The 13,710-nt window shown below is 60.4% G+C and carries 13 protein-coding genes and 1 pseudogene; 9 read left to right on the top strand and 5 right to left on the bottom strand.

Annotated features, from left to right (window positions below):
* Positions 1-185: 185 nt before the first annotated feature.
* Positions 186-401 (bottom strand): annotated as a pseudogene (locus UYS_RS18840) (IS3 family transposase); the annotation flags it as partial.
* 368 nt (positions 402-769) lie between these two features.
* On the opposite strand from UYS_RS18840, the gene UYS_RS18045 reads away from it, so the two are divergent.
* The 6 genes from UYS_RS18045 (at position 770) to UYS_RS18025 (ending at position 4,721) form a co-directional block, all read left to right on the top strand.
* Positions 770-1,216, top strand: coding sequence for a nucleotidyl transferase AbiEii/AbiGii toxin family protein (locus tag UYS_RS18045; RefSeq protein ID WP_192813928.1), 447 nt, complete (start codon positions 770-772; stop codon positions 1,214-1,216).
* Between the two features lie 60 nt (positions 1,217-1,276).
* A complete protein-coding gene (locus tag UYS_RS18040) occupies positions 1,277-2,293 on the top strand; it encodes an IS630 family transposase (RefSeq protein WP_083868119.1) in 1,017 nt (338 codons plus the stop codon).
* On the top strand, positions 2,205-2,537 hold the full coding sequence (locus UYS_RS18985) for a BCCT family transporter (protein WP_083868118.1): 333 nt from the start codon (positions 2,205-2,207) through the stop codon (positions 2,535-2,537). Before UYS_RS18040 ends, UYS_RS18985 begins: the two co-directional genes overlap by 89 nt.
* 60 nt (positions 2,538-2,597) lie before the next feature.
* Positions 2,598-3,615, top strand: a protein-coding gene (locus UYS_RS18030; RefSeq protein ID WP_156821596.1) for an IS630 family transposase whose coding sequence is annotated in 2 segments (ribosomal slippage) — positions 2,598-2,987 and positions 2,989-3,615 — 1,017 coding nt in all. Because the reading frame shifts where the segments join, the coding sequence is not laid out codon by codon here.
* Between the two features lie 44 nt (positions 3,616-3,659).
* Positions 3,660-3,884: a BCCT family transporter gene (locus tag UYS_RS19070; RefSeq protein WP_420319338.1), complete on the top strand. Its 225-nt coding sequence runs from the start codon at positions 3,660-3,662 to the stop codon at positions 3,882-3,884.
* Positions 3,885-3,947: 63 nt separating this feature from the next.
* Positions 3,948-4,721, top strand: coding sequence for a BCCT family transporter (locus tag UYS_RS18025; protein ID WP_420319337.1), 774 nt, complete (start codon positions 3,948-3,950; stop codon positions 4,719-4,721).
* Positions 4,722-5,417: 696 nt separating this feature from the next.
* Here UYS_RS18025 and UYS_RS0210255 read toward each other — a convergent pair.
* The gene (locus tag UYS_RS0210255; protein ID WP_016855417.1) at positions 5,418-6,470 is read right to left on the bottom strand and encodes an IS481 family transposase; all 1,053 of its coding nucleotides are present in this window, start codon (positions 6,468-6,470) and stop codon (positions 5,418-5,420) included.
* A gap of 272 nt (positions 6,471-6,742) precedes the next feature.
* Between UYS_RS0210255 and UYS_RS0210250 the strand changes: the two genes are divergently transcribed.
* Positions 6,743-7,066 carry a gamma-glutamylcyclotransferase family protein gene (locus UYS_RS0210250; protein WP_016855416.1) on the top strand — a complete coding sequence of 108 codons (324 nt, stop codon included), beginning with the start codon at positions 6,743-6,745 and terminating at the stop codon, positions 7,064-7,066.
* 235 nt (positions 7,067-7,301) lie between these two features.
* Positions 7,302-8,981 (top strand): sensor domain-containing diguanylate cyclase, encoded by a 1,680-nt coding sequence (locus UYS_RS0210245; protein WP_016855415.1) that lies wholly within the window; start codon positions 7,302-7,304, stop codon positions 8,979-8,981.
* Between the two features lie 160 nt (positions 8,982-9,141).
* On the opposite strand, the gene acuI is transcribed toward UYS_RS0210245, so the two are convergent.
* The 3 genes from acuI to UYS_RS0210230 all read right to left on the bottom strand — a co-directional run bounded on the left by acuI (position 9,142) and on the right by UYS_RS0210230 (position 11,921).
* Complete coding sequence (gene acuI / locus UYS_RS0210240) at positions 9,142-10,128, bottom strand: acrylyl-CoA reductase (NADPH) (protein ID WP_016855414.1); 987 nt, start codon at positions 10,126-10,128, stop codon at positions 9,142-9,144.
* A gap of 71 nt (positions 10,129-10,199) precedes the next feature.
* Complete coding sequence (acuR, locus tag UYS_RS0210235; protein WP_026068479.1) at positions 10,200-10,838, bottom strand: acrylate utilization transcriptional regulator AcuR; 639 nt, start codon at positions 10,836-10,838, stop codon at positions 10,200-10,202.
* 177 nt (positions 10,839-11,015) lie between these two features.
* Positions 11,016-11,921, bottom strand: a complete 906-nt coding sequence (locus UYS_RS0210230; RefSeq protein ID WP_016855412.1) for a LysR family transcriptional regulator — start codon at positions 11,919-11,921, stop codon at positions 11,016-11,018.
* Positions 11,922-12,095: 174 nt separating this feature from the next.
* Between UYS_RS0210230 and UYS_RS0210225 the strand changes: the two genes are divergently transcribed.
* Positions 12,096-13,607: a CoA-acylating methylmalonate-semialdehyde dehydrogenase gene (locus UYS_RS0210225; protein WP_016855411.1), complete on the top strand. Its 1,512-nt coding sequence runs from the start codon at positions 12,096-12,098 to the stop codon at positions 13,605-13,607.
* Positions 13,608-13,710: the final 103 nt, after the last annotated feature.

Here is a 13,710-nt window from a genome sequence, read left to right as displayed (position 1 = left end):
GAAGGGTACCGGCGCTGCCCCTCCCGCCTCTACCTCGTGGTCCAAAGTGCTGCAGTTATTCTATGAATCCGGGGATCCACCTTCCGATGGGGCACCTTGATGGTGCCGGGCATGGTGGGATAACGAAAGTAGTGATGGCTGCCTATGATACGATCCAGCGCCCTGCGATTTGCCTCAAATTCCTAGATCAGTTCACGCCCTGACGTCGTGGTGCCTTCACGGCGCCCCGCATCACGCTCAGCCTGCCGGGCCCAGCGCCACAGGGTGTGTAGCGTACAGCCGATCCTGAGGGCAATGGTGCCGATAGCCTCCACTGGGATGGGTAGTCAGCCTTGTGATCAAAGACCATGCGGACAGCCCGCTGGCATATCTTGGGGAGAGTATCGTTTCGACGAGCTCATGGCTCCATCCTCTCAAGATTCGGAGCCTCCTGGAATTCCGGGACGGTTCACATGCTCCCCTGACCCGATGCGCTCGGCGCATTTTGACGTCTTGCCTAATGGAGACTAGAATATCAAATACTTAAAAGCATAATCCAGTCTTTCACTGGTGAGTCTATGAAACCTCCCGCTATCAATCGACATGATTACCCAGAACTCGATGCCATACTTTGGGACCGCGCCGACAAGTATGTTGATCCCAAGGTGGCATTCCATCTCTATGAGGAGAGATGGCGTTTCGTGGCGCAAGAGCGGTTACGCGATCACGAGCGTGCTCTGATCAAGGAACTGGCTCAGACTTATGGCCGCGGCCATATGCTAGTGGCGTAATGTTCACACGCCCCCACCACAAAGCAATTGAAGCAATACTTAATAAGTTTGACCCTGACTTTCTCCGCGACAGCAACATCCTATTCGGCGGAGGTACACGTATCGCCCTCGAACTCCACGAGTTTCGTGAGTCAGTGGATATTGACCTTTTTTGTATTGGCAAAGAGGCATACAGAGCTGCAAGGTCCACAGTGACAAACATCAGCCTTGGTAAACTACTACGCCAGGGAGAGAAGTTGCCGCTTTGGGACAATCGAGACATACGTGCGGACCGCGATGCCATCCGTGCATTACTGGATGGCCCCGAGCGCCCCATCAAGCTCGAAATCATCAACTTTGCCAATGATGGGCTGATGCCGGACACTCAGCAGACATACTTCCCCATCCCTTGCGTAAACCACGAAGGCTGCTTTGCCACCAAGCTGACGGCTAATGCCGATAGATAAGTGCCTGATCTGAAGTTTTCGTGCAGTATAGATATTTGGATCACTGACACGGATGAACCCATGGCAAGGCGCCGCTTCGTTGCCTCTCTCACTGAATCTGAAAAGCAAACACTGACCTCTGCCTATCACCATGGTGAGAAGCGCCCCCTACGCAGGCGCGCTCATGCCATCCTGCTGAGTGATCAGGGCCATACGATCAACCAAATCAGTGAGATATTGCAGGTTCGCCGAGATGCCGTATCTCGATGGCTCAAGCAGTGGGAGGCGACAGGGCTTGACGGGCTTATCGACAAGCCCCGCAGCGGTCGCACGCCAATCCTGGATGAGCACGACCACCAGCGATTGCAGGAAATGGTCGCCGAGCAGCCTCACCAGATTCGATCCTTGCAGGCTCGTTTTCAAGAAGAGACCGGCAAGACGGTCAGCACGGTGACCCTTCGCCGGGCGTTGAAAAAAAATAACCTCAGCTTCAAGCGCATTCGGCATTCCCTGAAGGCTCGGCGTGACGAAACGGATTTCCGCAACACTCAAGGCCTTCTCAAGGTGCTTCAGCAGCGGGAAGAGCAAGGCGAACACGAGGTCTACTACTTTGATGAGTCAGGCTTTTCACAATCGTCGTCGGTGCCATACGCGTGGAGTCCCATCGGTCAGCCGTTCGAAGTGACCGCCTACTCCCATAGCCGAAGGCTGAACGTACTGGGGTTCCTCAGCCGAGCCGGGAAGCTGGTCTACCACACCTCCACGGAACCGGTGACGACCGAGACGGTCATCGAAGCATTTGATCAGTTTGTGGCCCAGAAAGACCCCGATGCCTTCGCCATCGTGGTGCTCGACAATGCCAGCATGCATCGCTCCAAGGCTTTCAGGAGGAAGATAGTGGAGTGGATGTCGCATCGTGTGCACCTGGTCTACCTATCGGCTTACTCGCCGGAGCTGAATCTGATAGAGATTCTGTGGCGGCAGATGAAGTACGCATGGCTGCCGCTGAGTGCCTACCTCTCGTTTGATCGCCTCTGCAGCGAGGTCTATCGCCTACTCGGTGGCTACGGGTCTGATCACGCGATTAATTTTGAATAGCCACTTAGGCGGCACCGATGCTCGGCCCGACTATAGCTATCTTTCCTGGTTTTCAATGCTTTTTGCTGCTGGCATGGGAACGAGCTTGATTTTTTTCGGAGTGTCAGAGCCGCTTACACATGCTGTGGATGCATATAATGGTACCTCCGTTGATAACGGCATACGCACAGACTGGAGCCCCCTGAATGGTGCCAAAGGTAATGAAGGTTCCGCCTCGCTTCTTGGCGTTGCAGCTTCTTCTTAAGTGCCTGATCTGAAGTTTTCGTGTAGTATAGATATTTGGATCACTGACACGGATGAACCCATGGCAAGGCGCCGCTTCGTTGCCTCTCTCACTGAATCTGAAAAGCAAACACTGACCTCTGCCTATCACCATGGTGAGAAGCGCCCCCTACGCAGGCGCGCTCATGCCATCCTGCTGAGTGATCAGGGCCATACGATCAACCAAATCAGTGAGATATTGCAGGTTCGCCGAGATGCCGTATCTCGATGGCTCAAGCAGTGGGAGGCGACAGGGCTTGACGGGCTTATCGACAAGCCCCGCAGCGGTCGCACGCCAATCCTGGATGAGCACGACCACCAGCGATTGCAGGAAATGGTCGCCGAGCAGCCTCACCAGATTCGATCCTTGCAGGCTCGTTTTCAAGAAGAGACCGGCAAGACGGTCAGCACGGTGACCCTTCGCCGGGCGTTGAAAAAAAAATAACCTCAGCTTCAAGCGCATTCGGCATTCCCTGAAGGCTCGGCGTGACGAAACGGATTTCCGCAACACTCAGGGCCTTCTCAAGGCGCTTCACCAGCGGGAAGACCTGGGCGAGCATGAGCTCTATTACTTTGATGAATCTGGCTTTTCGCAATCATCATCGGTGCCATATGCATGGAGCCCTGTCGGTAAACCTTGCGAGGTAACCGCCTACTCACGCAGCCGGAGGTTGAATGTACTGGGGTTCCTAAGCCGAGCAGGAAAGTTGGTCTATCACTCTGTCACCGAACCCGTGACCACCGAGACGGTCATCGATGCATTTGACCAGTTTGCCGCCCAGAAAGCCCCCGATACCTTCGCCGTCGTGGTGCTAGACAACGCCAGCATGCATCGCTCCAAGGCGTTCAGGCGAAAGATAGTTGAATGGATGTCGCAGCGTGTGTACTTGATCTACCTATCGGCGTACTCGCCGGAGCTGAACCTGATTGAGATTCTATGGCGACGGGTGAAGTATGCATGGCTGCCACTGAGTGCGTATCTCTCGTTTGAGCACCTGTGCCATGAGGTACACCGGTTGCTCGACGGTTATGGATCTGAACGCACGATTAATTTTGAATAGGCACTTATCACTGGGCCTTACATGCTTGGGGAATCTATGGTTTCATGGCCCTTTCTCTTGCCCTTTTTTCTTTTAACAAGGGCTTGCCTCTCACCATGCGATCCATGTTCTATCCTATTCTTGGTGAAAGAATTTGGGGCTGGCCAGGGCATCTCATAGACATCCTTGCCATCATCGCTACGTTGTTCGGCATTGCACCAACTCTATCTTTCGGCGCGGCTCAAACCGCTTCTGGTCTTAATTACCTGTTCGGCATTCCTACCGGTTAGATTACCCAGATTGTTGTTGCATTGGTCATAACAGCTGGCGCTCTTTTTTCAGTGCTGGCCGGAATGAATGCAGGAATCAAGCGTCTTTCAGAGTTCAATGTGATTCTTGCTGCCATCTTGCTGACATTCGTGATAATTGTTGGGCCCTCGTTGGCTTTTTTTGGTTCTTTTTTTGACCATGTTGTCGCTTACGTCTCTCAACTCCCGGCCTTGTCCAATCCTTTCGGAAGGGATGATGAAAATTTCGCTGCTGGTTGGAGTGCCTTTTATTGGGCTTGGTGGGTCGCTTGGAGTCCTTTTGTGGGTATGTTCATTGCCAGAATATCTCGTGGAAGAACTGTTCGCGAATTTATCGTGGCAGTGTTGATTATTCCTTCGACTGTCTGCGTGCTTTGGTTCAGCGTTTTTGGCGGTTTGGGTTTGGATATGTACTTCAAGGAGGGCTATTCTGAACTATTTGAAGCAGAACTTCCCTTGCGACTGTTTGTCATGCTGGACAAGTTGCCGCTGCCACTGATTACTTCGCTGATAACCATGGTTTTGATTGCGATTTTCTTCATCACTTCCGCCGATTCGGGTGCTTTGGTTCTTGATTCTATCGCTGCAGGTGGAAAAATCAGCACACCCGTACCTCAGCGAATTTTCTGGTGCTCTCTCTCGGGACTCGTGGCTGTCGCGCTGATTCTTGGGGGCGGCATGTCAGCCTTGCAGGCCATGACAGTGATAACGGGACTACCATTCACGATTGTGTTGTTGGTGGCTTCGGGCTCCGTCATTAAAGGCCTCGCTTCTGAACCGCGTAATAAAGTATCGACTCGGCCGGGATGGACTCGATAGGTTGATGAGAGGGGGTTATTCGATTTTCAAAGTAGTTGGATACCTGCGGGTTGATCACTGTGTGTGCTTTGATGAACGCTCATGCTTAAGGTGGCCTCCTTTCTGTGCAGTTTTGTGAAAAGTTAAATGTTCCCGCCTACACCGCCCCGGCTGCCTGGCAGTCGGGGGGGGTACAACCTTAAAACTGTAGGGAAGAGCTAGTTGAAGTGATTCCCTGATGTAATCTCAATCATAACCGAACAAAATTTAGTGCAGCTGTCAGGTAGGTTGAATGAGAGAAAAAGCTCCTCAAATGATGTGGTCCTTCTCTCCGACTCGCACCTAGCCGCACCGAGTCAGTCACCTGCCAACCATCTGATCGAGACCTTTGCCGCGTGGGAGACCTTGCCCCGGCAATGCTATATCTAGCGGGGTAGGCCAGGGCTCGTCGAACTCGTTCGTCGATGGTGGTGGGGCGAGATAAGCTTCCATTAGCGAGGAGGTGTTGAGCATGACACTTGCCCGAGCCTGGTGCAGTGCGCCTTGGCGTTATGCCGCATATCCAGCGCGGTGATCTTGGCACGTGGCGGATGGGGAGGCAGAAATTAGGGGGGCAGCATTATATCCTGGCCATCGGCAAAACCTGCTTTCAGAAGCATCGCTTGAGTGTACAGTGATGGTGTTCGCCTGACACATGCCCCCGTGGGCTCCCTATAGTTAAGCAGTGTTTTCTGCCGTTTTCCTGGGCTCCTTCTTTGCCCCCTTGGGGAGTCCTTTCTTGAAGACGGCATAGGGCGTCGTCCCCTTCATGTTGCAGCCCTGATGCGGCCGTTTCGTGTTGTAGACGATCAGATAATTGTCCAGGTCTTGCTGCATCTCTTCCAGGGCCTCGTACCACTTGGTGCGTCCCTGGATGCGGAAGTGCTCGTCCAACAGGGTGCGGTGTAGCCGCTCGACGAAGCCGTTACTCTGCGGTCGCCGAACCTTGGTTGTGCGGTGCTCGATCTCTTCGAGCTGAAGGAACAGCTCATACGGATGCTGATCCTTCCGGCCGCAGAACTCTCGGCCGTTGTCGCTGAGCACCGTGCTGACTTTGGCGTTGTGGGCCTCGAAGAAAGGCAGCACGTCGTTGTTGAGCACATGCACTGCCGTGATGGGCAGTTTGCTAGTGTAGAGGCGCCCCCAGGCGTAGCGGCTGAAGCAGTCGATGACGGACTGCAGATAGACCTTGCCGACTCCCTTGAGCGTTCCGACGAAGAAGGTATCGACGGCAACCAGCTCGCCGGTGTGGTGGACTTCGATATGCCGTTCGCGGAACTCAGGGCTGAAGCGTTCCAAGTGGCGAACCTGATCTTCGGTCAGCTCGATCTTCTGCTCGCGTGTGGCCTTCTCGAGCCGCAGGAGACGCTCATGACGGGTCAGCAAATCATGGCGTCCCCAAACGCCTCTGACGCCCGTAGAGCTGACCTGAATGCCATGTAGCGCCAATTCTTGAGCGACGCGAACCGGACCGTGGGTGGGGAAGGCCAGGCTGTGCTCGAGAATGGCCGTTTCGATCTCTTCGCTAACGCGGTTGGGGTGTGGTCCCCGCGGCCCTGGGAGCTTGTCGACGAGCCCCTCGGAGCCGAAGGTTTGATAGTTGCGACGGATCTCATAGAACTGCTGTCGGGAGTAGCCCATGATCTTGCAAGCCTTGCTTACGTTCTGCAGATCCTTGGCCAGTTCTAGGAGACTGAGCTTGCGTCGTGCTACCTTCTCTTCGGTGGTCATAGTCGTTTCCTCATGGTGTTACAGCCGAGCGTCAGACACTCGTTCTATAACCCACGGGGGGCACTATGGCCACTTTGCTTTTCAGCGGCCGACTGTCAGGTAAATACCGTCACACCTCAGCTTGAGCGAGAATGCGTTAGCCAGTCACCGGGAACAGGGGGCTCGGCCGGCATCGATGACGCGCTCGGCGGGGGCAGGGCAACCCGAACTTGCCCCGCCGATGGCCTGGCGTACATAATTAGCCGTTTAACTAATCGCTCAGGAGGCGCGTCATGGAACGCCTGTTTATCTACGGCACACTGGGGCCGGGCGGGCCCAACGAACACGTGATGCAGGCCATCGGTGGCCACTGGCAGCCGGGGCGCATCAAGGGGCGCCTGCGGCAGGCGGGGTGGGGCGCCGAGATGGGCTTCCCCGGCCTGGTGCTGGATGAGGCCGGCGACGACATCCCGGGCCACGTCTTCGTCTCCGACGCTCTGCCCGATCACTGGGCGGCGCTGGACGACTTCGAGGGCGCCGAGTACCAGCGCACCCCGGTCACCGTCCGCCTCGCCGAGGGAGGCACGGTCGAGGCCTACGTCTACGCCCTGCGTTGAGCGTCGAGGGCCCAGTTTGCGGTGCTCGAGACGGGGCCGGGTCATCCTCGCCATCGATCCGGGCTCCCTGCCCGGCGCGTCGGCGAAGCGCGAACCGATCCTCGAGGGGCCTGAGCCGGCCGCTGAGCGCGCGGCATCTCGACGGGTATGCCCGTGGATTGCTTATAGACCCGTGCCCGAGATAGGGGCACAGTAGAAGCCTCGAAACGGAAACGATACCGCGAGGGCTAGAATCGTGACTCAACCAGCCTGGTGGGGCGAAGTCCTGGCCCTGTCGCACTCAGCCTATCTCCATATCTCCCGCGACCGGCGGATCATCGAGGCCGTGGGTGACACCCAGACCCTCCTGGGGCGCAAGCCGGAGGATGTGGTCGGCATGGCCCCCGATGAGCTGAAAGACATTCGCGCCCGGCTCGGCGTGGCCGTGGCGGAATGCTTGAACAGGCGCGAGATTCGCCCGGGGGAGACCTGGGGATTCGAAGACGGTGCGGGATGCTACTACGGCCTTGCCGATGGCAGCGTCGTCATCAAGCTCACGGCCTCATTGCAGATCGATCAGGGCATCGTCGGCCGGCTCGCCGACCAGCTCCCGGTCATGGTGGCCTATGTCGACCGGATGGGCCGTTTTCGCTTCAATAATCAGGCCTACGTAGACTTCATCGGGATCAGCCGAGAAGCGCTATATGGAAAACCGGTCTCCGCCGTGCTCGATGCCGCCTCCTACGACAAGATCTGGCCGCGCTTTCAACAGGCCTTTTCGGGGCAGGAGGTGAGTTACGAAGACCGGATCTCGCTGGCAGACGGCCGCACGCATTACTTCAAAGTGCAGTATGTGCCCGACTTCCTGGACGGCGAGGTGGTGGGTTTCTACGCCATTATCCAGGACATTACGGAATATCGCGCCATGATCCAGCTTCTTCGCGATATCCATAGCGGTGTGAATCGTACCGATATCGGCACCCACGAAATTATCGACACGCTGCTCCGTGATGCGTTGGCCTACCTTGGGCTGGATATCGGGCTGGTCAGTCGCATCATCGACGATCAGTATATCGTCCAGTGGGCGGCGTCAGAGGTCGCCGAGATCGCGCCGGGCGATACCTTCGTCCTGGGAGACACCTACTGTCGCTTGATGCTTGATGTCGAGGATGTCTTCCACACCACCCAGGCGGGGCAGGACGCACGGGTCAGCGGCCATCCCTGCTACCAGCAGTTTGGTCTGGAAACGTACATCGGCGTGCCGCTGCATCTCAACAGCGAGGTATGGGGCACGCTCAACTTCTCCAGTGCTCGATCTCGCCCTCACGGCTTTGGCCAAGTGGAGATCGAGCTCGTCCGGCTGATGGCCAATGCCGTAGAGCGAGTCATCGCCGATGCGGCGGAAATCGAGCAGGTGCGTCAAGAGCGCGACCGCCTGGCGGACAAGGCCTCGCGGGACTATCTCACCCGACTGCCCAACCGCTTCTACCTGGACCAGCATGTGGCGAGGCTGATCCGCGCGCATGATGCCCAGGGGACTCCCTTCTCGCTCGCCGTCATCGATATCGATCATTTCAAGCGCGTCAACGACACACATGGCCACGATGCCGGGGACGCCGTGCTCCAGTGGCTCGGTGCGAGGATTTCGGGTTGCCTCCGGGAGGGCGACATCGTGGCCAGGACGGGCGGTGAAGAATTTGTCGTGGTGCTGCGCGGTTCACATGCGCCAGAGGCGATCAAGGCAATGGAGCGGGTGCGTGAGCATGTCAATGCCGGCACCGTCTCGCTGCCTGGCGGCACTGAACTGGGGATCACCATCAGCGGCGGCCTCAGTGAGCATGCCAGGGGAGAGCCCTTCGCACGCTTGTTCAAGCGAGCCGACACCGCCTTGTATCGTGCCAAGCGCGACGGCCGCGATCGGGTCTGTCACTTGTAGGCAGCACCGGCGCTCGCCCAGGCAGGGGAAAAAAGGGGAGGCGTCGTCGGCCGTCGAGGCATGTTGATGGCCCTGGCCGAAGCCGCCACCTCGCGGTGGCGGCACTCGGCGTCGCCCGGCGGCCGGTCACTGATGTGAGTTCGACAATCCCGGCAGGCTCCTATTGCTCCGTCATCGTCACCACCACACGCCCGCGAATGCGCCCCGTCAGCAGCTCTTCCGCCGCGTCTATGGCCTCGTCCAGCGTGATCGTGCGAGTGATGGCATCGAGCTGGGCAGGCGCCAGCAGTTCTCCCAGCCGCCGCCATGCCTCGAGGCGATCCGCGCCGGGACGCATCACGCTGTCGATCCCCACCAGGGTCACCCCGCGCAGAATGAACGGGGCGACGCTGGCAGGCAGGTCCATGCCCTGGGCCAGGCCGCAGGCGGCCACGCTGCCGCCGTAGCGGGTGGAGGCCAGGACGTTGGCCAGTGTATGGCTGCCCACGGAATCGATGGCCCCCGCCCAGCGCTCCTTGCCCAGGGGGCGCCCTGGCGCCGAGAGTGTGCCGCGATCGATCACCTCGGCGGCGCCGAGTTCATGGAGGTAGTCGGCTTCCTCGGGGCGTCCGGTCGAGGCCACGACTCGATAGCCCAGGCGCGCGAGCAGCGCAATCGCATAGCTGCCCACTCCGCCATTGGCGCCAGTGACCAGCACGTCGCCCTGTTCCGGCGTGATCCCCTGCTTTTCGAGGGCCATCACCGAGAGCATGGCCGTATATCCGGCCGTGCCGATCGCCATGGCCTGGCGCGGCGTAAAGGCGGTCGGCAGCGGAATCAGCCAGCGGCTGTCCAGGCGAGCCTTCTCGGCAAGGCCTCCCCAGTGCCCTTCGCCGACGCCCCAGCCATTGAGCAACACCGCGTCTCCCGGGGCAAAGTTGTCACTGCTGCTGTGCTCGACGGTGCCGGCCAGATCGATCCCCGGCACCATGGGAAACTGACGCACGACGGGCCCCTTGCCGGTGATGGCCAGGGCATCCTTGTAGTTGAGCGTGCTGCAGTCGACGCGCACCGTGACATTGCCCTCGGGTAGCCGCGACTCGTCGATGGTCTCCAGCGCCGTGCGCTGCTGGTTGTCCTGCTTGTCGATCAGGATGGCCTTGAACATGATGCACCTCGGTGTCGTGGTGGATTCTTTTATAGACCGATCGTCTATAAAGGGGTCTAGGAAAGCCCCTGCTAGCGGGGCAAGCCTCTCAGGTAAGTGGCGATGAAGACCCTCAGGGGGCGATCGCTGCGTTCCAGCCTGGCTCGCATCACGGCGCCTTCCCAGCCGATCCAGAAGGCCGTGGCGAGGCTCTCGCAGTCGGTAGCCTCGGAGAGCTCTCCCGCCTCGCAAGCCTCGTGCAGGCAACGCGCCAGGCGCCGCTCCCAGTCGGCCAGGGTCTCGAGCAACCACCCGCGATAGCTCTCGGGCAGTCCATCGGCCTCCTGTCCGAGGTTTCCGACCAGGCAACCCCGTCGATAGTCATGCCTCGCCATGCCGGCAGCGGCATCCTCGACGAAGGCTTCCAGCCGTGCCAGTGGAGGGCGTGACGTGTCGCCCAGGTGACGATCCAGCTTGGCAGCGAAATAGGCGGCGTAGTGGTCCATCACGGCACGGCCGAAGGCCTCCTTGCTGTCGAAGTAGTAATAGAAGGAGCCTTTCGGCACACCGACTCGCTTGAGAATGCCATCGATGCCGGAAGCGATGAATCCATGCTCGGTCAGCACTTCGAGGCCGCTGCGGATGAGGACGGCGCGGGTGTCCGGGTCTTCCCTCGGTACCTTGGGAGGGCGGCCTCGGCGTCGCGTGCTGGGGGCTTTGGTGGCTGTCATGAATAAAATATAGACCGACCGTCTATTCATGACAACCGCCGATGGGGAAAGAGCTGGAGAAAGAGGGATGGCGGCAGCGACAGTGGCGGGGACGGTCGCCCTGGCGTGAGATCACATGGACGCGATGCATGCCGATCATGGCGTGCGTGGGCGTTGACCGGGCCCTCGTCTGCCGGTCTAGGGCGACCAGATATCGGCCATCACGTGTCGCACCGCCGCGATGACCGGCTCGTCGCGCCGCTCCTCGAGCCAGACGAAGCTCAGGGCACAGGGCAGGCGGATGCCCTCGGCGATCACCAGGCCGCGCTCCTGACGCTCCTGCAAGGCCGTGGCATCCCGGGCCAGGGCCAGGCCGACGCCGGCCCGCACCAGGTCGATCATGCACGGCTCCTGATCGACCTGGGCCACGCGATGCGGCGTCAGGCCATGGGGCGCGAGCTGCTCGCTCAGCAGGCGGTGGTGGACCGAGCGCGGCGGGGTGACGACCCAGGGCAGGGTGGCGAGGTGTGGCCAGTCGGTACGCGCCAGGCGCGAGGACCAGCCGGCCGGGGCGATGACGTGATAGGCGAACTGCGTCAGTTCCATCATCTCCACCGCCGGTGCCCCTTCATCGGTCGCCGGCATCTGCCCCGGGGCCTCGAGATAGAACCCGACATCCAGCTCGCGACGCAGCAGCGACTCGAGCACGTAGCCGCTGGTGCCGTGATGCAGCTCGGTCTCCACCTGTGGGATCCGCTGCACCAGCTGGTGCAGCAGGGCGCCCAGGCGAATGAACTCGGGGTCGACGATGGTGCCGATGCGCAGGCGGCCGCGCAGGGTGTCGTGCATCGATGCCGCACTGATGTCGAAGGCCTGCAAGGCGGTGAGGGCCGATTCGGCGGCCGGCAGCAGGGCGTGACCGTCGGCGGTCAGCGCGAGCCCCTGGGCGTGGCGCTGGAAGAGCGTGAGGCCGAGGGTCTCCTGCAACTGCTTGAGCTTGAGGCTGACGGCGGGCTGGGTCAGGTGCAGCGCCTCGGCGGCGCGGGACACGCTGCCCTCGTGGGCCACGGCCACGAAGGCGCGCAGGGCCTTCAGGTCATGCATGGACTCGCTCCCGGGTAACAGTCGCGGTGATGCGCAGAAGATATTTGTAAAGCTTATATCCCGCTTTTGGCTTTCTCAATTGATTCCCCGCCGCCTTTCGCTAGTTTGTTGGGCTACCAGGCCCGGCAGAGCGGGATATCCAGTGTGCAGTGCAACATAGGAAACGAGGCAGCCATGACCAGCGAGCGCATCGAGCATTATATCAATGGCCATAAGACGAACGGCGAAGCCGACCGCCATCAGGATGTCACCAACCCGGCCACCGGCCAGGTGACCGGCCGGGTGGCGCTGGCGTCCCGGGCGGACGTGGACGGCGCCGTGGCCGCCGCCCAGGCCGCCTTCCCGGCCTGGGCCGACACCCCGGCGATTCGCCGGGCGCGGGTGATGTTCAAGTTCCTCGAGCTGCTGAACGCCCACAAGGATGCGCTGGCCGAGGCGATCACCCGTGAGCACGGCAAGGTGTTCACCGATGCCCAGGGCGAGGTGGCCCGCGGCATCGATATCGTCGAGTTCGCCTGCGGCATCCCGCAGCTGCTCAAGGGCGACTACACCGAGCAGGTCAGCACCGGGATCGACAACTGGACGACCCGTCAGCCGCTGGGCGTGGTCGCCGGCATCACCCCGTTCAACTTCCCGGTGATGGTGCCGATGTGGATGTTCCCGCTGGCGATCGCCGCCGGCAACAGCTTCGTGCTCAAGCCGAGCCCGCTGGACCCCAGCGCCTCGCTGATGATCGCCGACCTGCTCAAGCAGGCCGGTCTGCCGGACGGTGTCTTCAACGTGGTGCAGGGCGACAAGGACTCGGTGGAGGCGCTGATCGATCACCCCGACGTCAAGGCGCTGTCCTTCGTCGGCTCCACCCCGATCGCCAACCTGATCTACGAGCGTGGCGCGCGCCAGGGCAAGCGCATCCAGGCGCTGGGCGGCGCCAAGAACCACATGGTGGTGATGCCCGATGCCAACCTCGACAAGGCCGTCGATGCCCTGATCGGTGCCGCCTACGGCAGCGCCGGCGAGCGCTGCATGGCGATCAGCGTGGCGGTGCTGGTCGGCGACGTGGCCGACAGGATCGTGCCGCGGCTGGCCGAGCGGGCCCGCGACCTCAAGGTCAAGAATGGCATGGAGCTCGATGCCGAGATGGGGCCCATCGTCACCGCCCAGGCGCATCAGCGCATCAATGGCTACATCGAGAAGGGCGTGGCGGAAGGCGCCGAGATGGTCGTCGATGGTCGTAACTTCGACCCGTCCACCACCGGCGAGGGCTGCGCCGATGGCTTCTGGATGGGCGGCACCCTGTTCGACCACGTCACTCCGGAGATGACCATCTACCAGGAGGAGATCTTCGGGCCGGTGCTGGCCTGCGTGCGCGTGCCGGATGTCGCCACCGCCATCCGGCTGATCAACGATCACGAGTTCGGCAACGGCGTCAGCTGCTTCACCGAGAGCGGCAACGTGGCCCGCGAGTTCGGCCGGCGCATCCAGGTCGGCATGGTGGGCATCAACGTGCCGATCCCGGTGCCCATGGCCTGGCACGGCTTCGGCGGCTGGAAGCGCTCGATGTTCGGCGACACCCATGCCTATGGCGAGGAGGGGGTGCGCTTCTACACCAAGCAGAAGTCGATCATGCAGCGCTGGTCGGATTCCATCGACGCGGGCGCCGAGTTCGCCATGCCGACGGCCAAATAACCCCTCCCTCCACCGACCGACCGGCATGCCGGCCGATCGGGGGGCTCCCCCGATCGACGACCGCCACGTCGCTGGCGAGCGGGCCGGCATGCCCAGCGAGAGC

This window comes from Halomonas smyrnensis AAD6, from assembly GCF_000265245.1.
In the GTDB taxonomy this organism is placed as follows: Bacteria; Pseudomonadota; Gammaproteobacteria; order Pseudomonadales; family Halomonadaceae; genus Halomonas; species Halomonas smyrnensis.
This window is presented reverse-complemented; position numbering and strand designations above follow the sequence as displayed.